The 20,218-nt window shown below is 67.5% G+C and carries 24 protein-coding genes; 11 read left to right on the forward strand and 13 right to left on the reverse strand.

Features of this window, described 5'->3' with window-relative positions; translation table 11 throughout:
* Window positions 1–5 precede the first annotated feature (5 nt).
* Window positions 6–392, reverse strand: coding sequence for a response regulator transcription factor (locus IGS68_RS08000; RefSeq protein ID WP_247881227.1), 387 nt, complete (start codon window positions 390–392; stop codon window positions 6–8).
* A gap of 172 nt (window positions 393–564) precedes the next feature.
* Here IGS68_RS08000 and IGS68_RS08005 point away from each other — a divergent pair, with 172 nt between their 5' ends.
* From IGS68_RS08005 to IGS68_RS08015, 3 genes are all read left to right on the forward strand, one after another.
* Window positions 565–927 (forward strand): ArsR/SmtB family transcription factor, encoded by a 363-nt coding sequence (locus tag IGS68_RS08005; protein WP_201078746.1) that lies wholly within the window; start codon window positions 565–567, stop codon window positions 925–927.
* Entirely contained in the window at window positions 924–1,481 is a 558-nt protein-coding gene (locus IGS68_RS08010; RefSeq protein WP_201078748.1) for an SRPBCC family protein, read from the forward strand. The genes IGS68_RS08005 and IGS68_RS08010 overlap by 4 nt, the downstream gene beginning before the upstream one ends.
* Window positions 1,482–1,628: 147 nt before the next feature.
* Window positions 1,629–2,669, forward strand: coding sequence for an Rpn family recombination-promoting nuclease/putative transposase (locus tag IGS68_RS08015; protein WP_201078750.1), 1,041 nt, complete (start codon window positions 1,629–1,631; stop codon window positions 2,667–2,669).
* Window positions 2,670–2,713: 44 nt separating this feature from the next.
* On the opposite strand, the gene IGS68_RS35920 is transcribed toward IGS68_RS08015, so the two are convergent.
* Window positions 2,714–2,839 carry a hypothetical protein gene (locus IGS68_RS35920; protein ID WP_256445756.1) on the reverse strand — a complete coding sequence of 42 codons (126 nt, stop codon included), beginning with the start codon at window positions 2,837–2,839 and terminating at the stop codon, window positions 2,714–2,716.
* A 3-nt stretch (window positions 2,840–2,842) separates the two neighbouring features.
* Here IGS68_RS35920 and IGS68_RS08020 point away from each other — a divergent pair, with 3 nt between their 5' ends.
* Window positions 2,843–3,385, forward strand: coding sequence for a hypothetical protein (locus IGS68_RS08020; RefSeq protein WP_201078752.1), 543 nt, complete (start codon window positions 2,843–2,845; stop codon window positions 3,383–3,385).
* 1,491 nt (window positions 3,386–4,876) lie between these two features.
* On the opposite strand, the gene fixJ is transcribed toward IGS68_RS08020, so the two are convergent.
* Both fixJ and IGS68_RS08030 read right to left on the reverse strand, forming a co-directional pair.
* A complete protein-coding gene (gene fixJ / locus IGS68_RS08025) occupies window positions 4,877–5,494 on the reverse strand; it encodes a response regulator FixJ (protein ID WP_201078754.1) in 618 nt (205 codons plus the stop codon).
* A complete protein-coding gene (locus IGS68_RS08030; protein WP_247881228.1) occupies window positions 5,484–7,007 on the reverse strand; it encodes a PAS domain-containing sensor histidine kinase in 1,524 nt (507 codons plus the stop codon). The genes fixJ and IGS68_RS08030 overlap by 11 nt, the downstream gene beginning before the upstream one ends.
* A gap of 219 nt (window positions 7,008–7,226) precedes the next feature.
* Between IGS68_RS08030 and IGS68_RS08035 the strand changes: the two genes are divergently transcribed.
* The 6 genes from IGS68_RS08035 to IGS68_RS08060 all read left to right on the forward strand — a co-directional run bounded on the left by IGS68_RS08035 (window position 7,227) and on the right by IGS68_RS08060 (window position 12,489).
* Window positions 7,227–8,207: a TRAP transporter substrate-binding protein gene (locus IGS68_RS08035; protein WP_247881229.1), complete on the forward strand. Its 981-nt coding sequence runs from the start codon at window positions 7,227–7,229 to the stop codon at window positions 8,205–8,207.
* Between the two features lie 12 nt (window positions 8,208–8,219).
* Window positions 8,220–8,714 (forward strand): TRAP transporter small permease, encoded by a 495-nt coding sequence (locus IGS68_RS08040; RefSeq protein ID WP_201078758.1) that lies wholly within the window; start codon window positions 8,220–8,222, stop codon window positions 8,712–8,714.
* Window positions 8,711–9,985, forward strand: a complete 1,275-nt coding sequence (locus tag IGS68_RS08045; protein WP_201078760.1) for a TRAP transporter large permease — start codon at window positions 8,711–8,713, stop codon at window positions 9,983–9,985. Before IGS68_RS08040 ends, IGS68_RS08045 begins: the two co-directional genes overlap by 4 nt.
* Window positions 9,986–10,002: 17 nt before the next feature.
* Window positions 10,003–10,758, forward strand: coding sequence for a DUF72 domain-containing protein (locus IGS68_RS08050; protein WP_201078762.1), 756 nt, complete (start codon window positions 10,003–10,005; stop codon window positions 10,756–10,758).
* Window positions 10,759–10,833: 75 nt separating this feature from the next.
* The gene (locus IGS68_RS08055) at window positions 10,834–11,241 is read left to right on the forward strand and encodes a hypothetical protein (protein ID WP_201078764.1); all 408 of its coding nucleotides are present in this window, start codon (window positions 10,834–10,836) and stop codon (window positions 11,239–11,241) included.
* A 234-nt stretch (window positions 11,242–11,475) separates the two neighbouring features.
* Entirely contained in the window at window positions 11,476–12,489 is a 1,014-nt protein-coding gene (locus tag IGS68_RS08060; RefSeq protein ID WP_201078766.1) for a lytic transglycosylase domain-containing protein, read from the forward strand.
* 6 nt (window positions 12,490–12,495) lie between these two features.
* Here IGS68_RS08060 and IGS68_RS08065 read toward each other — a convergent pair whose 3' ends face one another.
* The 3 genes from IGS68_RS08065 to IGS68_RS08075 form a co-directional block, all read right to left on the reverse strand.
* Window positions 12,496–12,987: a hypothetical protein gene (locus IGS68_RS08065; protein ID WP_201078768.1), complete on the reverse strand. Its 492-nt coding sequence runs from the start codon at window positions 12,985–12,987 to the stop codon at window positions 12,496–12,498.
* Window positions 12,988–13,071: 84 nt separating this feature from the next.
* The gene (locus IGS68_RS08070) at window positions 13,072–13,944 is read right to left on the reverse strand and encodes a hypothetical protein (RefSeq protein WP_201078770.1); all 873 of its coding nucleotides are present in this window, start codon (window positions 13,942–13,944) and stop codon (window positions 13,072–13,074) included.
* Window positions 13,945–14,002: 58 nt separating this feature from the next.
* On the reverse strand, window positions 14,003–15,568 hold the full coding sequence (locus IGS68_RS08075) for a phospholipase D-like domain-containing protein (protein WP_201078772.1): 1,566 nt from the start codon (window positions 15,566–15,568) through the stop codon (window positions 14,003–14,005).
* 211 nt (window positions 15,569–15,779) lie between these two features.
* On the opposite strand from IGS68_RS08075, the gene IGS68_RS08080 reads away from it, so the two are divergent.
* The gene (locus tag IGS68_RS08080; RefSeq protein ID WP_201078774.1) at window positions 15,780–16,298 is read left to right on the forward strand and encodes a PAS domain-containing protein; all 519 of its coding nucleotides are present in this window, start codon (window positions 15,780–15,782) and stop codon (window positions 16,296–16,298) included.
* Between the two features lie 31 nt (window positions 16,299–16,329).
* On the opposite strand, the gene IGS68_RS08085 is transcribed toward IGS68_RS08080, so the two are convergent.
* The 6 genes from IGS68_RS08085 to IGS68_RS08110 form a co-directional block, all read right to left on the reverse strand.
* On the reverse strand, window positions 16,330–17,178 hold the full coding sequence (locus tag IGS68_RS08085) for a class I SAM-dependent methyltransferase (protein WP_247881230.1): 849 nt from the start codon (window positions 17,176–17,178) through the stop codon (window positions 16,330–16,332).
* A 58-nt stretch (window positions 17,179–17,236) separates the two neighbouring features.
* Window positions 17,237–17,563, reverse strand: coding sequence for a hypothetical protein (locus IGS68_RS08090; RefSeq protein ID WP_201078776.1), 327 nt, complete (start codon window positions 17,561–17,563; stop codon window positions 17,237–17,239).
* Window positions 17,564–17,705: 142 nt separating this feature from the next.
* Window positions 17,706–18,038 carry a hypothetical protein gene (locus IGS68_RS08095; protein ID WP_201078778.1) on the reverse strand — a complete coding sequence of 111 codons (333 nt, stop codon included), beginning with the start codon at window positions 18,036–18,038 and terminating at the stop codon, window positions 17,706–17,708.
* Between the two features lie 67 nt (window positions 18,039–18,105).
* A complete protein-coding gene (locus IGS68_RS08100) occupies window positions 18,106–18,330 on the reverse strand; it encodes a hypothetical protein (protein ID WP_201078780.1) in 225 nt (74 codons plus the stop codon).
* 93 nt (window positions 18,331–18,423) lie between these two features.
* The gene (locus tag IGS68_RS08105) at window positions 18,424–19,179 is read right to left on the reverse strand and encodes an ABC transporter permease (RefSeq protein ID WP_201078782.1); all 756 of its coding nucleotides are present in this window, start codon (window positions 19,177–19,179) and stop codon (window positions 18,424–18,426) included.
* Window positions 19,179–20,177, reverse strand: a complete 999-nt coding sequence (locus IGS68_RS08110; RefSeq protein WP_201078784.1) for an ABC transporter substrate-binding protein — start codon at window positions 20,175–20,177, stop codon at window positions 19,179–19,181. Before IGS68_RS08110 ends, IGS68_RS08105 begins: the two co-directional genes overlap by 1 nt.
* Window positions 20,178–20,218: the final 41 nt, after the last annotated feature.

Here is a 20,218-nt window from a genome sequence, read left to right on the forward strand (position 1 = left end):
CGGTCTCAGTGACGGGTCGGCCGGGTAAGCGCGGTCCGGATCATCTCGACCAGGATCTCGTCCTCGAACGGCTTCTCGACGAAGGCCAGCACCCCCGCCTCCAGCGCCCGCGCCTTGGTGGCGGGGTCTCCGCGTCCGGTGATCAGGATCACCGGCATGTCTTTGAGCCGGGTGCCGTAGGTCTCCATGAATTCAAGGCCGCTCATCACCGGCAGATGCAGGTCCAACACCAGGCATCCGCCATCCTCCGCCTTGAAGTGCTCAAGGAATTCGGGGCAGGAAGGATAGTCTTCGACCGGCATGCAGTAGGATTCCAGCAGGGTCTTCAGCGAGTCCCGCACGGGTTCGTCGTCATCGACCAGGAAGACCGTCCGATTATACTGCGCACTCACCCCAGCCTCCCGCGGTCGGACGTTGAATCGCGACTTCATCGGCTGCCGTCGCGCTTCGTAGGGGCAAGATAAGCCCGACCGCCCCGGCGATAAATACGCAATAACCCCTAGTGCCCCGCCATACTCAACGAATCGGTTGACATTCCGGCGCCGACCGACTTAACTCAACCACATGGTTGAACGAGAGACGACGAACCTTGATCTCGTGTTCCAGGCCCTGGCCGACCCCACGCGGCGGGCGATGCTGCGCGATCTGGCATCGGGCGAACGCCGGATCGGCGAACTGGCCGCCCCCTTCTCCATGTCGCTGGAGGCGGCGTCCAAGCATGTCCGCGTGCTGGAACGCGCCGGGCTGGTCCGCCGCCAGGTGCGGGGCAGGGCGCATGTCTGCCGCATCGAGCCGGCGCCTCTGGTCGCCGCGCAGGACTGGATCCGCTTCTACGAGCGCTTCTGGTCCGGCCGTCTCGACGCCCTGGAAGCCCTGCTCAAGGCCGAACCCACCGAAGAGACCACCGACCGAGGAGGAAGCGAATGACCGCCGCAGAACAAACCGCGCCTGAAACGATCCCCGACGGCATGGGGACCATCGTCGAACCCGGAACGATCCGGTTCGAGCGCCTGCTGCCCGGCCCGATCGAGCGGGTCTGGGCCTACCTGACCGAGTCCGAGAAGCGCGGCCAATGGCTGGCCTCCGGCGAGATGGAGCCCCGCGCCGGCACCGCCTTCTCCCTCCATTTCGACAACAGCGGCCTGTCACCCGTACGCATTCCCACGCCCGAGAGGTTCCACCGTTACGATGCCGGAATAACCACCGCCCACCAGATAACCCGCTTCGAACCGCCCCGCCTGCTGGCGATCACCTGGGGCGGCGGGACCGAGGAGCCGTCCGAAGTGACTTTCGAACTGGCCGAGGAAGGGGAGGGAGTACGCCTCATCCTGACCCACAGCCGGCTGCCCGACGCCCGTTCCATGACCAATGTCGGCGCCGGCTGGCACAGCCACTTGTCGATCCTCGCCGACAAGCTCTCCGGCCGCACCCCGCCGTCCTTCTGGACGCTGTTCGGAAAGCTGGAGCCGGTCTACTCCTGATCCAAGGGTGATGGCTTTCCGGCGGGCCGCCGGGTTTCCAGGGCACCGGCCCGGGTCAGAAGGTCGCAGCGGCCTGCCGGAGGTTGCGAGTGGTTGCGGGAGTGTGCTGCCTGAAGCGCGAGCTTTCCCTTTCCGGTGCCCGCGACGATGCCAGCCCCCGACTCCCTGTACCACCGCCTGTTCTCCGACCCGGTGATGATCGAGCAGCTGGTGCGCGGCTTCCTGCCCGCCGGGATCGCGGACATGCTCGACTTCTCCCGGCTCGAACGGGTCAACGCCAAGTTCCACGCCGCCCGCGGCGACCGGCGCGAGGGCGACATGGTCTGGCGGGTGCCGACGCTTTCCGGAGAGATGGTCCACATCTACCTGATGCTGGAGTTCCAGGGGACCCCAGAGAGGTTCATGCCGGTGCGGGTGCAGGTCTATGCCGGCCTGCTGTGGCAGCAACTCGTCGCCGAGGCCGCGCTGGCCCAGGGCGGCCGGCTGCCGCCGCTACTGCCGATCGTGCTGTACTGCGGCGAAGCCCGCTGGACCGGCCCTGCCGACACGACCGAGCTGATCGCCCTGCCGAAGGACTCGCCCCTCTGGCCTTGGCAGCCGCAGGTCCGCTACCATCTGATCGACGAGAACCGGCTGCGCGCCGAAGACCTGGCCCGGCACGACAGCCTGGTGGCGCTGCTGTTCCGGATCGAGACCTGCGACCGGCCGGACGACCTGCCCGGACTGGTCAGCCAAGCGGTGGCGTGGTTCGCCGGGCATCCGGGCCACGCGACGCTGCGGCTGGCGTTCGGCGAGGTGGTGGAGAACGCGGTCAGGGGACTGGTCGGCGGCCCGGAGGCCGCGACGGTGTCGATGGATATCGAGGAGGTTCAGGGCATGCTGGCGGACCGCATCAGGAAGTGGGAACAGGAACTGCTCGCCAAAGGCGTCGCGGAGGGCAGGGCCGAAGGCAAGGCCGAAGGCATCACGGAGGGAGTAGCCAAAGGCATCATACAGGGAAAAGCCGAGGGAATGGCGGCTGGCCGGGCGGCGATGCTCCGGCGCCAGTTCACCCGCCGGTTCGGTGCCTTGCCGGGCGGCGCGGAGCGCCTGATCGAAAGCGCGACGGCCGAACAGCTCGACGCCCTCATGGACCGGCTGATCGATGCCCGCACCCCGGGCGACGTCTTTCCCGACCTCCGCATCTGAGGCGGCGTTCAACCATAGATTGGGCCGCAACGGATGACCGAAATTTAACTCCTTCCCTTCACCTGCTCCTTCTTGGAGTTCTGTGCGCGGACCGGCTTGGTGAAGCGGCGGCGCTGGATGAGCTGCTGGACCGCGCCCTGGCCGCGCCCAAGGATGACATCTCCACCCATGCTATGCTGCTGACTCAAGCCGCTGAGCGATTCCGTCAAGTCGGAGACCTAGTCGAGGCTGAACGCCTGCTCAATGAGGTGAAGCGGCATTTTGAGAAGTTGGGCTACATGCACGAGCGAGCTGTAACCCTGGGCAAGATCGCCGACATCCTCCAGGCGCGCGGCGAGTTCGACGAGGCGCTGCGCATCCGCCGCGAGGAAGTTTTGCCAATTTCTCAGCAAATGGGAGAAATCCACAACTTTGCATACATGCTTTACCCGTGCGCTATGCTTCGGACTAAGCGTGGAGTATACGATCAAGAAAATTTGAAGATCATTGCCGACGAGCTGGCGGAAAGCTTTGCCATTTCCCGCCATCTTGGGCAGGCCGACTTCCTGGCTGAAGTAGCATTCTATTTCGGGCAACTCCTTGCCGTTTCCAGCAACCGCGAAGCCGCGCTGACCGTGCTTGATGAAGCTGCCGCAGCCGCCGAAAAACTTCGTTGGCAGAACCGGGTGGTGGCAATACGGCAGCTACAGGAGCAGATCCGCGCAAGCGGCGAATGAGGCCCGGGCGGGTCGGCTGCAACGCGCCGGGATGGTCCGCGCCCGCCCGATCCGAAACCGCTCCGCCTGCCTGTTCGCTGGCGTTTCAGCATAAATGCCTATACACTGCGCCGGTACCGTGAGTGCCATCGCGACCGGGATCTTTGAAGCGTGAATAAGAAACAAGCCGGGGCGGTCCCGTTCCGTCGCGGATGCCCTGCGCCGGGTACCCACGGATCATGACGTTTGTTTACATCACCCCGGGGGGCGAACTCTCCAACTCAACCCGCTGTCGGCCCGACGACTGGTACGGCTGTCCGGAGCGGTGATCGCCTCCCGCCCAAGTGCGTCGAGTGCCAGCGGCAACACTCCCTTTTCGTCATGCGCGGACTCCATCACGCCGGTTTGCGCGTGGATGCGCGGGTCAAGCCCGCGCATGAGGTGGAAGGAGGCGCCTGTCGCCGGAAGACCACCCGCGCCCCGGCCGGGGTCGGCGTCAACCCTGCAGGCGGGCAGCGGCACTCCCTTTTCATCATGCGCGGACTTGATCCGCGCATCCACGCGCGAACTCCGTCGCGCACGTTCGCACGTGGATGCGCGGGTCAAGCCCGCGCATGAGGCAGGAGGAGGAACCTATCGCCAGAAGCCCACCCGCGCCCTGGCGGGGGCCGGCCGTGGCGGATGATGACACTTGCTGACGTTACGCCAGGGTGGCTTACCGTCGGTAATCGCTCGCCGCCGCGTGAACAGCAACTGCTGGTTCGCCGGAAAATGCAGGTCGGGTAGAGCAAAGCGGCACCCGACACCAGCGCGCCGGCTTATGTCGGGTGCCGCTTTGCTCTACCCGAACTAAGGGCAGTATGCGGCGTGGCTTTTGCTCCATCCACGGACATGGTCCGCGTATCCACACGCAAACCAACGCAATGGAGTTCGCGCGTGGATAAGCGGATCAAGTCCACGGCTGTCCGGCACGGTAATTGCCTTGCGCTACGAAAGGGTTAATCTCAGGTAAAATTACTCCATTTTCGTCATGGCCGGACTTGACCCGGCCATCTTTCACGGGAAGCATCGGAGCCTCCGTGCCTTGAGATCCACGGGTCAAGCCCGCGGATGACGAACCGGAAGAGAAAACGATCGTTAGTAACGTTCCCAATGGTTGATGAGCAAGTACCGTGCCGGACAGCCGTGGATCAAGTCCGGTCATGATGAAGGGGGAGTGCTTCGGCCCGTCCCCGGCATCTGTCGCCACACGGCTATCACCGTGCTGGACCGCTGGAGTGAACCCCTGGACTGAGACAGGGCGAATGATGACATTTGCTGACATCAGGAGGGGGGAGCAGCGTTGGAGAATCCGCCGCTCAACCCCCGACCCGACGGGTAACCGCCCTGGCGAATGATACACATGATGACATAATCGGGGGAGGGGCCGTCATCCTGGACCTGCTGACCGCCGGCCGCTTCGACGCCTGACCCCCAACCCTGACCCCTGACCCCTCGCGCGCCGCCGGCCCCTCACGCCCCCGGCGGCGCGATGCCGGCCTCCAGCGCCATCCGGACAAGCTGGGACAGGCTCCGGGCCTGCATCTTCTCCATCACCCGCGCCCGATGGATCTCCACCGTGCGCGGGCTGATGTCCAGCTCGTACGCGATCACCTTGTTGGCATGGCCGGCCACCAGCCCTTCCAGCACCTCGCGCTCGCGCGGGGTAAGCTGCGCGATCCGCTGGGCGACCTCCGGGTTCGCGGCGGGGCGGAGCTGGAGGGCGCGGCGCACGGTCTCGATGATCGCCTCGTCGTCGAACGGCTTCTCGACGAAATCGACCGCCCCCGCCTTCATCGCCCGGACCGCCAGGGGAACGTCGGCGTGGCCGGTCATGACGATGACGGGAAGCTGGCTGTTGCCGGCGTTCAGCGTCTCCTGCACCTGGATGCCGTCCATCTCCGGCATCCGGACATCGACCAGCAGGCAGCCGGCCTCGGCCGGGGCCGGCGAGGCGAGGAATTCCACCGGGGAGGCGAAGGCTTCCACCGTGAATCCGGCGGATTCGAGCAGGATCTGAAGGGAGTCGCGGACCGCGTCGTCGTCGTCGACCACTACGACGGTTCCCGGCCGACCGTGTTCAGGCATCATCCGAGTTCTCCGGGCGGGCAACCTCCACCGTGAAGTGGAAGGTCACGCCCCCTCCCGGGTTGGGCGTGACCCACAGGCGCCCGCCATGGGCATCTATGATCGAGCGGCAGATCGACAGGCCCAGGCCCATTCCCTTCTCCTTGGTGGTCACGAAGGGCTGGAACAGGTTGGCCGCCACCACCGGGGCCAGGCCCGGCCCGGTATCGCTCACGCAGACCTCGACCAGGTCGTCGTGGGTAATCGCCGTGGCGATGGTCAGGTCGCGGACGGGGCTCAGGGCAAGCGACTCCATGGCGTTCCGCACCAGGTTCAGGACCACCTGCTGGATCTGGATCTTGTCGATCCAGACCGCCGGCGCGTCCGGCGCGAGGTCGAAGTGTACCCGGATATTCTCCTGCTTGGCGCCCACCAGCGCAAGGGCGCTCGCCTCCTCGATCACCTTGTTGATCGGCTCGGCCGTGCGGTCGGTCTGGCCCTTCTCGATGAAGTCCCGCATGCGGCGGATGATCTGCCCGGCGCGGGTCGCCTGGGCGACCGCCTTGTCCATGGTCTCCAGCACCTTCACGCCCGGCTTGTGCTCCGCCGCGTCCATCATGCGGCGGCACGCCTTGACATAGTTGGTGATGGCGGTCAGGGGCTGGTTCAGCTCGTGGGCCAGGGTCGAGGACATCTGGCCCATGGCGCTGAAGCGGGAGACGTGCAGCAGCTCCGACTGAAGGTCCTGCAACCGCTTCTCGGCGTGCTGGTGCTCCGTCAGGTCGCGGACGAATCCGGTGAACAGCCGGCGTCCCGCCAGGGTGACCTCGCCCACCGCCAGGTCCATCGGGAAGGTGGTGCCGTCCGCCCGCTGGCCGACGACCACCCGGCCGATCCCGATGATCCGCTTCTCCCCGGTCGTCAGGTAATGGTCCATGTAGCCGTCGTGGGCGGCGCGGTAAGGGGCCGGCATCAGCATGCTGACATTGCGCCCCACGGCTTCCGCCGGGGCGTAGCCGAACAGCCGTTCCGCGGCAGGACTGAACGACTCGATGATGCCGTGCTGGTCGATCACGATGATCGCGTCGGGCACCGTCTCCAGGATGGAGGTGAGCCGGGCCTTGCGCTCGCGCAGGACGGCCTCCTGCTGCTTGCGCTCGGTGATGTCGCGGATGATGCCGATGAAGATGCGGTCCTCGTCCGCCCCGGCCTCGCCGACCGACAGCTCCATCGGGAAGACCGATCCGTCCTTGCGCCGGCCCTGGACCTCGCGCCCGATGCCGATGATCTTGCGGTGGCCCGTCTCCCGATAGTTCCGCAGGTAGCCGTCGTGCTCCTCCCGGTAGGGGTCGGGCATCAGCATCCTGACGTTCCGGCCCAGCACCTCCTCCGGGGCATAGCCGAACAGCCGCAGGCCGGCCGAATTGCAGGTCTGGATGCTGCCGAACCGGTCGATGATCACGATGCCGTCGGGGGCGGTGTCGATCAGGGCGCGCAGCTTGTCGTCGTCTGCTGCGGGAATTGGGTGCTTGTCCACGGGATGCATGCTCTGGGAACTTGGCCTTTCGGAGATCGTACCAGAAAAACTGAACAAAATGGTCTAATCAACTCGTCGCAAATGCAAATATCTTGCCGTCGCCCGAGCGATGGGAATTGAAGTTTTCCGCCCGGCTGCTAAACCTTGTCCGCAAGATTCGGGCCGCCACACGACGATCGAGGGTGCGGTCAAGGAAATGGACTGGGAGGTTCCACGCTCATGAAGGTAACATATTGGATGGCCGGTGCCCTGGCCCTCGCGCTCACGGCGGGGTCGGCCCTGACGGGGGCCGCCCGGGCGGAGACGACGCTCCAGCTCGGCCACCCCACGGCCGCCACCTCGCACTACGGCGTGGCGGCGTCCACCCTGGCCGACGAGCTGTCCCGGCGCAGCAACGGCAAGTTCAAGGTCGTCTCCACGCCCAACGGCGCTGAGCGCGAGATGATCGAGAGCGCCCAGATCGGCACGCTCGACCTGGTGGTCACCTCGACCGGCCCGGTCGGCAACTTCGTGCCGGAAGTGGCCGTGGTGGATATCCCGTTCCTGTTCAAGGACTATGACCACGCCCGCGCCGTGCTCGACGGGCCGATCGGCCAGGACATGCTCAAGCTGTTCCCGGACAAGGGGATCGTGGCGCTGGCCTGGGGCGAGAACGGCTTCCGCCACATCACCAACAGCAAGCGCCCGATCAACGATCCGGCCGACGCCAAGGGGCTGAAGGTCCGCACCATGGAGAACCAGGTGCACATGACCGCCTTCCGCCAGCTCGGCGTTCTGCCGACGCCGATGGCCTTCACGGAGGTGTTCACCGCCCTCCAGCAGGGCACCGTGGACGGGCAGGAGAACCCGATCCCGGTCATCACCGCGTCCAAGTTCGCCCAGGTCCAGAAGTACCTGACGCTGACCGGCCACGTCTATTCCCCGGCCATGATCCTGATGGCGCGCTCGACCTTCGACGGGCTGACCGCCGAGGAGCAGCAGATGTTCCGCGACTCGGCCGCCGTCGCCGCCAAGGCGATGCGGGAGAAGGTCGCCGCGGTCGAGTCCAACGGGGTGGACGAGCTGCGCAAGGCCGGGATGGAGGTCATCACCGACGTCGACCGCACCAAGTTCCAGCAGGCGCTGGAGCCGGCCTACGCGGAATACTCCAAGCGGTTCGGCAAGGAGAACATCGACCGCATCCGCAACTACACGCCCTGATCGCCGCGCTCCATGATCCGGATCTTCCTGGCGATCGAGGGGGCGGTCAACCGGGTGATCGGGCACGCCGCCGCCGCCTGCCTGGTGGTGGCGGCGGCGTCCGCCTTCTACCAGGTCGTCACCCGCTTCGTCTTCGAGCAGCCCTCGACCTGGTCGGAGGCGCTCACCCGCACCTGCCTGATCTGGATGGTGTTCCTGGGCATCACGATCGCCTTCCGGCACGGCGCGCTGGTGGCGGTCGATCTCGCCTACAGGGCGGCTTCCGGCCCCTGGCGAACCGCGCTCCGCGGCTTCATCACCCTCAACAGCCTCGCCCTGCTGGGCGTCATCCTGTGGTTCGGCGTCCAGATGGCGTGGCGCGTCCGCTTCCAGACCCTGGCCGGCCTGGAGATATCCATCGCCTGGGCCTACGCCGCCCTGCCGGTCGGCGCCTTCTTCTCGCTGCTGGCGGTGGTCGCCCACTATTTCGACCGGCGGGACGTGGAACTCAAAGGAGCCGCCGGGTGAGCACGACCATCCTCGTCACCATGCTGGTGCTGTTCTCGCTGAGCGTCCCGATCGCCATCTCGATCGGCATCGCCAGCGTCGTCGGCATCGCGGGTTTCACCAACCTGCCGCTGCTGCTGGTCGCCCAGCAGCTCTTCGTGTCGCTCGACCGCTATCCCCTGGCGGCGATCCCCTTCTTCATCCTGGCCGGCAACCTGATGGAGGTCGGCGGCATCTCGACCCGGCTGGTGGATTTCGCCAAGTCGATCGTCGGCGGCGTCCAGGGCGGGCTCGCCTGCACCTGCGTGCTGACCTGCATGATCTTCGCCGCCGTCTCCGGGTCCAGCGTCGCCACCACCTTCGCGATCGGCGCGATCCTGATCCCGGCCATGGTCAGGCACGGCTATCCCGCCCCCTTCGCGGCGGCCCTCCAGGCGACCTCGGCCGAGCTGGGGGTGATCATTCCGCCCTCGATACCGATGATCCTCTACGCGGTCTCGGCGGAAGTCTCAATCGGCGAGCTGTTCATCGCCGGGATCGGGCCGGGCCTCCTGATCGCCGGCGCCCTGACGGCCTTCGTCTATGTCTGGTGCCGCATCAAGGGCTACGGCCGCGACGACCAGGACGGCCGGCTGGGCATCGGCGCCGCCGCGAAGCGCTCCGCGCTGGCGCTCCTGATGCCGGTCGTGATCATCGGCGGCATCTATGGCGGCATCTTCACCCCGACCGAGGCGTCGGTGGTCGCGGTCTTCTACGCCCTGGTGGTGGGGCTGGTGATCTACCGCGAGATCAGGATCGCCGACCTGGGGCCGATCCTTCGGAAAAGCGTCATCTCGTCGGCGATCATCATGTTCATCATCGCGACGGCCGGCCTCTTCAGCTTCCTGATCAACCGGGCGGGCATCCCGGTCGCGGTGGGCGAGTGGCTGGTGCAGTCGATGGACGGCGCGGTCATGTTCCTGCTGGCGGTCAACGCCTTCCTGTTCGTGCTCGGCATGTTCGTGGAGACCTCGGCCGCGATCATCGTGCTGGCCCCGATCCTGGCCCCCGTCGCGGCCCATTTCGGGATCGATCCGATCCATTTCGGGCTCGTGATGGTGGTCAACCTCGCCATGGGCATGATCACGCCGCCGTTCGGGGTCAACCTGTTCGCCGCCTGCCAGGTCGCGAACATCCCGCTCGACCGGATCGTCCGGCCGCTGGTGCCCTTCGTGCTGGTGATCCTGGCCTGCCTGATGATCGTCACCTTCGTGCCCGACGTCTCCCTGGTGTTCCGGAACCTGCTGTACTGAACCGCCGTTGAGGCGGCATGGGTCAGCATCCGGTCTATGTCGGGTGTGCCGGCTGGTCGATCCCCAGCCGGCACGCCAACCTCTTCCCGGCCGAGGGAAGCCATCTGGAACGTTACGCGCGCAGCCTGCCGGCGGTGGAGATCAACAGTTCCTTCTACCGGCCGCACAAGCCCGAGACCTATGCCCGCTGGGCAACCTCGGTCCCGGACGGGTTCCGATTCGCGGTCAAGGTGCCCAAGCTGATCACCCACGAGCGCCGGCTGGCAGATCCCGCCGAGCCGCTCGACCGGTTCCTGGGCGAGGTCCGCGAACTCGGCGACCGCCTCGGGCCGCTGCTGGTCCAGCTGCCGCCGAGCCTGGCTTTCCGCCGCGCCGTCGCGGAGGATTTCTTCGCCCTCCTGCGCGATCGTTTCGACGGCGGCATCGCCTGCGAGCCCAGGCACCCGAGCTGGTTCAACGACGGTCCGGAAGCCCTGCTGGAGCGCTTCCGCGTGGCCCGCGTGGCCGCCGATCCGGTCGCGGTTCCCGGCGGCGAGGCGCCGGGCGGATGGGGCGGGCTGGTCTACAGGCGGCTCCACGGCTCGCCCGAGATTTATCACACCGACTACGGGCCGGAGCGGCTGGCCACCGTGGAAGCGGCCCTGCGAAGGGATTCCGCATCGGCGCCCGCCTGGTGCGTCTTCGACAACACCGCGCTGGGTGCCGCTCCCCAGAACGCCTGGGCCGTCTGGTCGGGACTTTGTTCGGGCGAGCGAAACCCGCGACGATTATAGGGTTGACCCGGTATCGGGCGCGCGCGATCAATGGCCGCGCCAAGGGGCACCTTCAGACAGGCAAAGCAGATCAGCATGAGCGATTTTCAGCATTCTTCCGACAGCCAGGCATCGAAGCTGGACAGTGCCCTCGCGCGCATCGATCAGGTGATCGACAGCGTGTCGAAGAAGCTGGACGAACAGCGTTACGAGCATCGCACCGTGGTGGAGGAGCGCGACGCCGCGCGGACCGAACTGGACGAGCTGCGCCGCCGGTACGACGAGCTCCAGGCCAAGGCCGACCATGCCGCGGACCGCATCGAGGTCCTGATCGGCATCGTCGAGCGCAGCTTCCCGGACCTCGCCCTCTCCGTGACGGAAGGCGGCCAGCAGGAAGGGGAACATCACGACCACGGCCACCACCACGAGGGCCACCACCACGAGGGCCATCACCACGAGGGTGGCGGGGAGCATCAGCCCCAGCAGCATTCCTACGGGTACTGACCGCCCGTCCCGGCGGCCGTCCCGCGCGGCCGCCGGGGGACTCGCGCATTGGTTTATCCCGAAGGTCCGGCAGGGGCGGGGCAGCGGACGTGCGGGAGGATTTTATTGACCGGAAACCCCAAACGATATTATGAACTTATATCCTCGTCTTTATAAGCCCGTTGAACCATGCCGATACCAACGCCGCCCCCTGAAGATCCGGCCCGACTTCTTCGCGGCGCAGTTCCTCGCGGCATGGTCGTCGGGATCGCCATCGGCATCGCCGCGGCGCTGCTGAGCGGCTGCTCCAGCTCGCCGTCGGAACGGACGGGACCTGCGGCGCAGGGCGGCTACGCCGGGGGCCTCGCGGGCGATCCCTGGGCCTCGCACATCGCGGAGGCGTCTCAGCGGTTCGACGTGCCGGAACCCTGGATCAGGGCGGTGATGAAGGTCGAGAGCGGCGGGCGGACCCACATGAACGGGCGCCCCATCGTCAGCCGGGCCGGCGCCATGGGGCTGATGCAGGTCATGCCCTCCACCTACGAGGAACTGCGGGTCAAGCACGGGCTGGGATCGGACCCGTTCGAGCCGCGCGACAACATCCTGGCCGGCACCGCCTACCTGCGGGAGATGTACGAGAAGTTCGGCTCGCCCGGCTTCCTCGCCGCCTACAATGCCGGCCCCGGCCGGTACGGGGAATATCTGACCGGCGACCGCGGCCTGCCGTCGGAGACCCGCAACTACGTCGCGATGATCTCGCCCCAGATCGACGGCATCCACCCCTCGCGGCGCGTCACCGACACCCTGTATGCCGCGGCGACTCCTCCGGCCATCCAGTCCAGGACCATCCCGTCCAGGACCGTGGTCGCGGCGGCCGCCGCGCCGCCGCGCGCCCGCCCGGTCGTCACCGCCAGCGCCGCACCGGTTCCGATCGCCCCGGTCCAGATCGCCCCAGTTCCGATCACACCGGTCCCGGCGGCACCCATCCAGCAGGTCGCCATGGTTCCGGCCAACGGGCCGGCCGGGGATTGGGGCATCCAGGTCGGCGCCTTCCGCTCGCCGACGGAGAGCAACAAGGCGGTGGAGGATGCGCGCCGCGCCGTTCCCGATCTCCTGACCCCGGCGCGGGTCTATGTCATGGAAGTCAATACGCCGGCCGGACGCCTGTACCGCGCCCGGCTGCTCGGCGTCACCTCGGCCAGCGCCGACCGGGCCTGCGCGCGGCTGACCAGCCAGGGTTCGGCCTGCATGACGGTCTCCCCTTCCTGATACCGCCTACTTTTGGTTGAGCGGACACGGCACCTGCGGGTTGTCGTGCATGCGGAAGCGTCCGTAGAGCGGGTCGTCGGTCGTCACGCACAGCGTGAACCCGCCGGGCGGCATCGCGCGCGCCGGCACTAGCGTGATGACGAAGCCCGAGAATAGCAGGTCCGGTTTTCCGACGGCGGCCACAACGTCGGGCCGTTCCACCCGGCGGGCCGCGATCCCCCGGAGGTCCAGGTCGCTATGGATCCTGACGGACCCGGGAAGCCCGGCGCCCGAATCCGGGAAGGCCGATGACAGCAGGCCCCAGCCTTCCATCACGATTTCCCGGCCGATCTCGATCCGGTCGATATGCCCCGCGATCGTCAGGTCGGCCACCGGGCCGGGCGGCTCGGCCAGGACGATGGCCGGCGGCGGCCCGTCCTGCGCCGCTGCCCCGGACAGGCCGGCGCACGGAACCAGGAGGGCGGCGACCGCCAGGGAGCGAAACCGGAAATGCGTCATAATCTGGAGCCATGCCGCCGCTGAGGTGTGACGACATGGCTGCCAGAAACCGATGAAGGCGGGGTAAACGCCTCTACAGGCTCGTCAGTAGCGGTCCCAGCCGGCCGGGGAGCCCGCCATGCCGCCGAGCGACCCCGCAAGGGCGCCCAGCACCAAGGCCAGGAACGACCACAGGGCCGCCGACGATACCGTGTCGGCGGTGGCCTGCGCCGCCTGGGTGGCCTGCTCGGCCGTCTCGGCATATTGCTGGCGCAGGTTGTCGATGGTCTGCCGGGCCTGCTCCTGGGGAATTCCGGCCTGTTCGGCAAGGCGGGTCGCGGCGGACTGCAGTTCCTCCTGGGAGACGTCGCCGCGGGCGATCCGGCTCACGGTGTCGAGCGCACCCTGCGGCAGCGATCCGCCCTCGGGGGCGAGCAGGGCGCGGGCCTGTTCCTGGATGCCCTGGGCCGTGCCCGGGTCGGTCTGTCCCGCCGCCTGGCCGGCAGCCTGGGTCGCTTCCTGCGTGGCGGTCGAGAGCGCGTTGCCGACGACCGAGAAGGTGCCCCCGATCAGGCTCCCGACCGCGCTGGTCAGCAGCCAGAACAGCAGCAGCGTGGCGATGCCCCAGGTGATCAGGCCGTGCAGCGCGCCGTCGACCCGCGTCGGCATGCCGGCCATGCGGCCGGCCACCCAGCCGCCGGCCGCCAGCGAGATCAGGGCGCTGACGATCCACCACAGGGTCGCCGCGATCCCCAGGGTGGCGGCCTGCGGCGACTCCCCCTGGGCCGGATCGATGGTGGTCAGCCCGATGCCGATGCCCAGGATTGCCAGCACGAGATTGAGCGCCAGCGCCACCACCACGCCGGCGAAGACCGCCGACCAGGCGATGCGGCGATACTCTATGATTTCCGTTCCGGCGACGGGGGCGGCCGATCCGCCCCAGGTCCCATAGCTGTCCTGATACCGTCTGCCTTGCATGTCCTTCGATCCTTCCCAATCACTCTGTTCGATGCCGGGCGCGCCGCGGGGCCGCCGTTCAGCGATCCTTGGTGCGCCGGGCCGTGAAACGCCTGGCATAGAGGCGGCTGCCGGCAATGGCGGCGATGCCCAGCCCGGCCGCGGCGCCCAGCGCCGCAAGGTTCGGCCGGGTGGCATATCTCTTGACCACGTGGGTCAGGGTGCGTTCGATCTGCTTCGGGCGCTCGGGGTCCAGCAGCCGGGCCTCGACCACCTGCTCCTGGACCTCGTTCAGTTCCTCGATCTTCAACGGGACCAGCGTCCGTCCCTCCTCTGCCCGCAACCCGTCGATGACCTCGATCAGGGACTGGCCGGCGGCGAACCTCTCCTCCACCGTCGCGATGGACACGTCCAGGTGTTCCGCGATCAGGTCATTGCGGAAGGCGGTCACGGTTTCCCGGATCCGGTCGGCGGCATCGTCGCCTTCGATCGCCTCGATCGCGAGGTCGCATTCGGTGTCGAAGCCCATGGACCGGTTGTTGAGGTTGGACGAACCGACCCGCAGGAACCAGTCGTCGACCGCGACCACCTTGGCGTGGACATAGATGTCCGTCCCGGCCGCGTTGACGGGGTAGTAGATGCGGAACCGGCCATGGCGATCCTCCTCGCGGATCTGCCGCACCATCAAGGACCGCGCGGTATCCATGGCGGACTGCTCCAGCCAGCCGTCGGCCGTCATCGGGTTGACGATGACGATCTCCGGGCCGTCCGGCTCGCGCAGCCGCTTGATGATGGCGTCGCGGATCGCGTGCGACGCCATGTACTGGCTTTCCATGTAGACCGTATGCTTCGCGGCCATCAAGGCTGCGAGGTAGAGCCGCTCGATCTCGCGGACTTCCTCGAACTTGCCGTGGCGCGGCGAGGTGCGCGCGATCGAGATGGGGATATCCCGCAGGGTCACCTTCAGCCGGTCCGGCCAGGGATCGAGTTCGCCCGGCGGCGGCGGCGGAAGCCGGGCGCCGGTGGCGCGGAACCAGCGCTCCCGCGCCAGTTCGCCCAGGGCGCGGGCCGCTTCCCCGTCCACCGCGGTGGTGACGTCGTGGAACGGGCCGTAGGGCGACCCGTCGGGCAGCCGGCGGTGCTCGTCGTCCGGCGCGTGGTCGCGGGTGTCCCAGCGCGAGTCGGTCATGTCGATGCCGCCGCAGAAGGCCAGCGCGTCGTCGATCACGATGATCTTCTGGTGGTGGGCGGCGCCGGCCGGATGCTGGGCGTCCAGCCGGAAATGGATGCGCCGCTGCGTCATCAGGTCGAGCGCCAGGATCGGCAGGATCTGGCGGCTGAGCGTGAACAGCAGCGCCATGTCCCATTTCAGGATATAGGCCTGCAGCCCCGGCCGGCTGTTCACCGTGTGCTTGAGGAAGGCGCCGAGTTCGTCCGGCTCCTCCACGTCGGGGTTGCCCTGGTCGAGCTTCAGCCGAAGGTCGAAATCCCAGCCGATCATGTAGATCGAGTGGCGGGCGCGGGCGATCGCGGATTTCGCCGCCGCGAAATAATCGCAGGCATCGATGATCAGGGCAAGACGGTTGGCCTTCTCGGTGCGCCAACAGGTTCGGCCTGGAACAAGAATCGGTCTCGTAACTGACATGGCTGGACTCTGGTCTTGTTTTTGGCCGGAACGGTGAGCGGTGCTCGATAAACTCCCCAGCCGCTTTGTCGTTCCTTTCACTTCGCTGATCGGCGAACGCAGTACTTCGAAATCGAATGTTTGTGGCGCGCCTGCCATAGGGAACGTTTGGATTTAGATACAATTAATGATGATCTGGACATTAAATTCGGCGGCCGATAGGGTGGTGTCCATGAACCCCTCTACATCCATCGAGCAGAGCCGCCAGGACGGTGTCTTCCTATCCGGGTGGCGGCTTCCCCGGCAGGCCAACGTCAGCCTGAAGCGTCTCCATGGGTACTGGCTGTCCCGATGCCCGTCCGGCATGGCGCTGCCCCGGCGGCGCGACATCGATCCCGCCGATTTTCCGGCGCCGCTGCAGAACATCCTTCTGCTCAACGTGCATGACGGCGAGCCGTGGTTCACCCACCGCGTGGCCGGCGCGAAGCTGTCCTGGCTGCAGCGCCGTCCCATGACCGGGCAGCCCTTGGGAGCCGGCCTTCCCGAGTCCCAGCGGCTATCCGCCGTCGCCCGGGCGAGGGAAGTCGCGCTGGCCCAGGAGCCCCGGTACCGCTCGGGCGACCTGGGCTGGTGCGGCCGGGACTACCTGAATTTCGAGGAGCTTCTGCTGCCCCTGGCCGGGCCGGACGGCTCCACGGCCATGATCCTCGGCATCCTGATGGTGCTCGATCCCCACGGACGGGAATGCTGAAGTGGCTGGCGTGGCTGGCCGGGCCCGATCGTCAGCCCCTCTCCCCGGAAACGATCATCGCGTGCAGGTGGAGCGCGCAGATGCCTTCCACCGCCAGGGCGGCGAAACGCGCGGTGATCGCCGCGTCCAGACGTTCCCGGCTGTCCGCCGGCGCCGCCGAGATCCGGGGCGCGAAGGCCATGTCCAGCGAGGCGCGCCAGAACGGCTTTTCCAGCGGCACCCGGGCGGTCGGGCGGAGCGACTGCTCCGAAACGTCGCGCAGTCCGCTCTCCTCCATCAGCCGGGCAAGGGTTCCCGGCTGGTCGAAGCGGAACAGGGGAGCCAGGGCGTCGGCCGGGTCCGGACCCAGGATCTCCGTCACCGCCTGGTCCAGTTCGCGGAACAGGGTGTTGTCGGCCAGCGGTCCCCAGACCATGAAGGCCGCCTTGCCGTGGGGGCGAAGGACCCGCACCGTCTCGGCCAGGCACGCCCGGGTGTCCGGTACGAACATGATGCCGAACCGGCAGGTCACCCCGTCGAACTGCCCGTCCGCGAACGGCAGGGCCGTCATGTCGCCGACGGTGAACCGCGGCGGCGGCCCGTCGAAGGCCGACGCGCGCCGGACGGCGCCGGCCAGCATCGCCTCGACCAGGTCCACGCCGTGCACGCTCCCGCCCGGGCCCACGCGCTTCGCGGCACTCAAGGCCGGCTCCCCGGCGCCGGACGCGAGGTCGAGCACGGCCTCGCCCGGCATCACGCCGCACGCGTCGAGCAGCGGCAGGTTCAGCCGGTCGGCCATGTCCGCCATCGGATCCGACCATCGGTCCCAGGCCGGTCCGCTGGCGGTCCAGCGCGCGCGTTCAAGGGCTGCGTCGGGCAGGACTTGATGCTGTGTGGTCACGTTCATACCGACGGTTGGGAAGGGGAAGACGATCGGCAGGATAACGCTTGGGAACGGCTCAATGCAGCACCCGGTCGTCGTCTTCCATCATCACGCCGTCGTCGTCGTCGGCATCGACACGGGCCGACAGGTCGGCAAGCCGGTCGCTCAGCCTGCGGTTGGCGCGGACCAGTGACCGGATCTGCGCCTGGGCTTCCCGCAGCTCCTTCTGGAGGGTGGTCATGTTCTCGGCCATCTTGCGCAGGGACTTGGCCTGGCGGGTGGAAGCGTCCGAGATGCCGCGCCTCAAGTGGCCGCGCAGGTCGTGCACGGCGATGCCGATGACAAGGACGAAGACCGTACCCGCCGCGACGATCGCGATGCCGAGAGTGACGAGCCAATCCATGAGCTGCCTCCCGCCCGGTTGCGCTCCACGCGGCAGTGTATCAGCTTCGGTCCGGCGCGTCGCGGGCCGCGAAGGTCCCGCGACGCTTTCGGCGGGCCGTCCGCGGGCCGGCTCGCGGCCCGCGGTGGCCGGCGATCCGCCGTCAGACGACCTTCGTGAGCGGCCGGGCCGGTGCCGCCGCGGTGGCGAAGTCCGCCAAGTGGGTGCCGAAGGCGCGCAGGACGGGAGCGAAGCGCTGCATCAGCTCGTCCGTCACGTGGGCGTCGGTCTTCAGGATGATGCCGGGCGCCTGCGACATCAGCTTCTGGGACCGCATCGGGCCGATCTTCTCGTCCAGGAACATCGCCAGTCCCATGATGACGCCAAGGCTGGTCTCGTCAGGCTTGGCGGAATCGGCGAGAACCGTGTGCAATTCCTCGAGCAGGGCATAGGTCACGATCGAAGTCCGTTCGATCACGTCGTCTTGCTGCACCATGGGGCTGACCCTCTGGGGAGTAATACTGTTCAAGGGCTGACGTTAACTATCCTCTGTAACCAAACTGTTAATTTCCTGCCGTAGCGATCCGCGCATTGGTATGGGGTGGGGGCAGGCACCGGACATCGGTTAGCCGCCATCCGCTGTTCTCGGCGATCCAGTCGCGCAGCCGGACGGCACCGCCCAGGTGGCAGGCGGTGGCGTTGGTGATCTGGGGCAGGGGAAGCTCTTGTCGGCGGCATTCCGCCGGATGGCCCGTCAGGCAGGCGACGACCAGGAGGACATAAGGCATGTAACGTCTGACCCCGCGTTCTGGTTCCAGAAAAATATTTTGTAGTTAAATTCGTTTAACCAGAAAACTGCGGGACTCGGCAACATAAATGCGTCAGCGCCGCCAGCGCGACGCCCTGATTTCCAGGGGCTGTAGCACGGCGAACTCGATGACCTGCACGACGATGATGAACGCCGCGGTATAGGAGAGGATGCCGGTGACGTCGAACAGCTGGAAAAGCACCTGCAGCTGGAAGCCCATGCCGTTGCTGCGGCCCAGCAACTCCACGACCAGGACGATCTTCCAGATCAGGGCGAGGCCCGAACGCGCCGCCGCCAGCAGGAACGGATAGAGCTGCGGCAGGACGATGTGACGCAGGGTCTTGGCCGGACCGAGCCGATAGGCCTCGGCCATTTCCAGGTAGTCGCGGTCCAGGGCGCGGGCGCCTTCGCGCAGGGTCACGACCACGTTGGGAATCTTGTTGACGGCGACCGCCGAGATCGCCGCCGCCTCCGTCAGGCCGAACCAGACATAGGCCAGGATGATCGTCACCAGCGCCGGGACATTGAGGAAAAGCACCAGCCAGCCGTCCAGCAGCCGGTCGAGCAGCCGGAGCCGGCCCATCGCGATCCCCAGCGCCGTCCCGATCGCCATCGCGATGACGAAGCTCGCGCAGACCCGCCCGAGGGTCACGGCGAGGTCGAAAAGCAGACCGCCCCGCAGGATCTCGTCCATCAGGCGCGCGGCGACGGCCGCCGGTCCGGGCAACAGGCGGCTGGCCGTCGCGATCGATGCCGCCTGCCACAGCGCCACCAGGACCAGGAGCGACAGGATGTGGGCCGGCAGGCGGCCCACTTTCGGCAAAATCATCAGAAATCGAATCCGGTCCAGAACGTGCCGGGGGCGAGGCGCGGGGAATCGCCGACCAGCTCGCGGCCCCCGAGCTTCGCGAGGATCTCGTAGACGCGGGCCGCGTCCTCCCGCTCGGCATCGCTCCAGGCGGTCGGGATGCCGTCGCGGTAGCCGTCGCGGAGCGCCAGCAGCGTCGCGTCGTCCTCCGCCTTGGTCAGGGGCGCCAGGCGGCGCCACTCCGCGTCGCTCTCGCGCATGATCGCCTTGGCCTTCAGGGAGGCGCGAAGGAAGCCCCGGACCGTTTCGGGATTGGCTTCGGCCCAGGCGTCGTGGAAGACATAGCCGATGATCGGCACGTCGGTCCGGATCCCCAGGCCGCGGGCGATCTCCTCGACCGTGACGACCCGGCGCAGGCCCGCCGCCTTCAGGCGGGCCGCGAAGTTCCAATAGTTGAGGACGGCTTCGACCCCGCCGCCGCGGACCTGCTCGTTGAGCAGCGGCGGCGCCCCGAACACCTTCTCGCTGTCCTTGTCCGGATCGAAGCCGTGCTGCTGCAGGGTCAGCGCGCGCAGCATCAGCCATCCCTTGTCCAGGGGCCCGCCGGCCACCCCGACCCGCCGCCCCTTCAGGTCGGCCAGCGACCGGATCGGCGAGTCGGCCGGGACCATGACCGAGCCGGCCGCCGTGGAGTAGGGGGCGAAGGTGAAGTCGGCGCCTTCCGCACGCTGCCGGGAAACCCACAGCCAGTCCGACACGATCACGTCGACCGCGCCGCCCTGGAGCGCCACCTGCGTCGCCTGGTTGCTGGCCAGCTCGACCACCCGGAGATCCAGGCCTTCGGCCGCGTCCAGCCCGTGATGCTTGATGGTGTCGAGCTCCCAGCTCACCGTGCCGAATTTCAGCACGCCCACGCGGACCGGCGGGGTCTCGGCTCCCGCGGCCCGGCCCGGCCCCTGGAACTGGGCGCCGAAGAGCAGGCACACCACCGCGACGAGGCTGGTGACGAGGTGTCGCATGGACCGGTTCCTCCCGATTTTCCGATGGCCGATTTTTCGAT

Origin of the sequence: Skermanella sp. TT6, assembly GCF_016653635.2 — a bacterium.
Classification (GTDB): Bacteria; Pseudomonadota; Alphaproteobacteria; order Azospirillales; family Azospirillaceae; genus Skermanella; species Skermanella cutis.

Bases quoted from the DNA above. Each gene is read 5' to 3' on its own strand.
- IGS68_RS08050 (WP_201078762.1), top strand. From the start codon at position 10,003: ATGGGTCAGCATCCGGTCTATGTCGGGTGTGCCGGCTGGTCGATCCCC.
- IGS68_RS08035 (WP_247881229.1), top strand. From the start codon at position 7,227: ATGAAGGTAACATATTGGATGGCCGGTGCCCTGGCCCTCGCGCTCACG.
- IGS68_RS08065 (WP_201078768.1), bottom strand. From the start codon at position 12,987: ATGACGCATTTCCGGTTTCGCTCCCTGGCGGTCGCCGCCCTCCTGGTT.
- IGS68_RS08100 (WP_201078780.1), bottom strand. From the start codon at position 18,330: ATGCCTTATGTCCTCCTGGTCGTCGCCTGCCTGACGGGCCATCCGGCG.
- IGS68_RS08055 (WP_201078764.1), top strand. From the start codon at position 10,834: ATGAGCGATTTTCAGCATTCTTCCGACAGCCAGGCATCGAAGCTGGAC.
- IGS68_RS35920 (WP_256445756.1), bottom strand. From the start codon at position 2,839: ATGGGTGGAGATGTCATCCTTGGGCGCGGCCAGGGCGCGGTCCAGCAG.
- IGS68_RS08020 (WP_201078752.1), top strand. From the start codon at position 2,843: ATGCTGCTGACTCAAGCCGCTGAGCGATTCCGTCAAGTCGGAGACCTA.
- IGS68_RS08015 (WP_201078750.1), top strand. From the start codon at position 1,629: ATGCCAGCCCCCGACTCCCTGTACCACCGCCTGTTCTCCGACCCGGTG.
- IGS68_RS08095 (WP_201078778.1), bottom strand. From the start codon at position 18,038: ATGGTGCAGCAAGACGACGTGATCGAACGGACTTCGATCGTGACCTAT.
- IGS68_RS08040 (WP_201078758.1), top strand. From the start codon at position 8,220: ATGATCCGGATCTTCCTGGCGATCGAGGGGGCGGTCAACCGGGTGATC.
- IGS68_RS08080 (WP_201078774.1), top strand. From the start codon at position 15,780: ATGAACCCCTCTACATCCATCGAGCAGAGCCGCCAGGACGGTGTCTTC.
- IGS68_RS08105 (WP_201078782.1), bottom strand. From the start codon at position 19,179: ATGATTTTGCCGAAAGTGGGCCGCCTGCCGGCCCACATCCTGTCGCTC.
- IGS68_RS08090 (WP_201078776.1), bottom strand. From the start codon at position 17,563: ATGGATTGGCTCGTCACTCTCGGCATCGCGATCGTCGCGGCGGGTACG.
- fixJ (WP_201078754.1), bottom strand. From the start codon at position 5,494: ATGATGCCTGAACACGGTCGGCCGGGAACCGTCGTAGTGGTCGACGAC.
- IGS68_RS08075 (WP_201078772.1), bottom strand. From the start codon at position 15,568: ATGTCAGTTACGAGACCGATTCTTGTTCCAGGCCGAACCTGTTGGCGC.
- IGS68_RS08110 (WP_201078784.1), bottom strand. From the start codon at position 20,177: ATGCGACACCTCGTCACCAGCCTCGTCGCGGTGGTGTGCCTGCTCTTC.
- IGS68_RS08005 (WP_201078746.1), top strand. From the start codon at position 565: ATGGTTGAACGAGAGACGACGAACCTTGATCTCGTGTTCCAGGCCCTG.
- IGS68_RS08070 (WP_201078770.1), bottom strand. From the start codon at position 13,944: ATGCAAGGCAGACGGTATCAGGACAGCTATGGGACCTGGGGCGGATCG.
- IGS68_RS08060 (WP_201078766.1), top strand. From the start codon at position 11,476: ATGGTCGTCGGGATCGCCATCGGCATCGCCGCGGCGCTGCTGAGCGGC.
- IGS68_RS08010 (WP_201078748.1), top strand. From the start codon at position 924: ATGACCGCCGCAGAACAAACCGCGCCTGAAACGATCCCCGACGGCATG.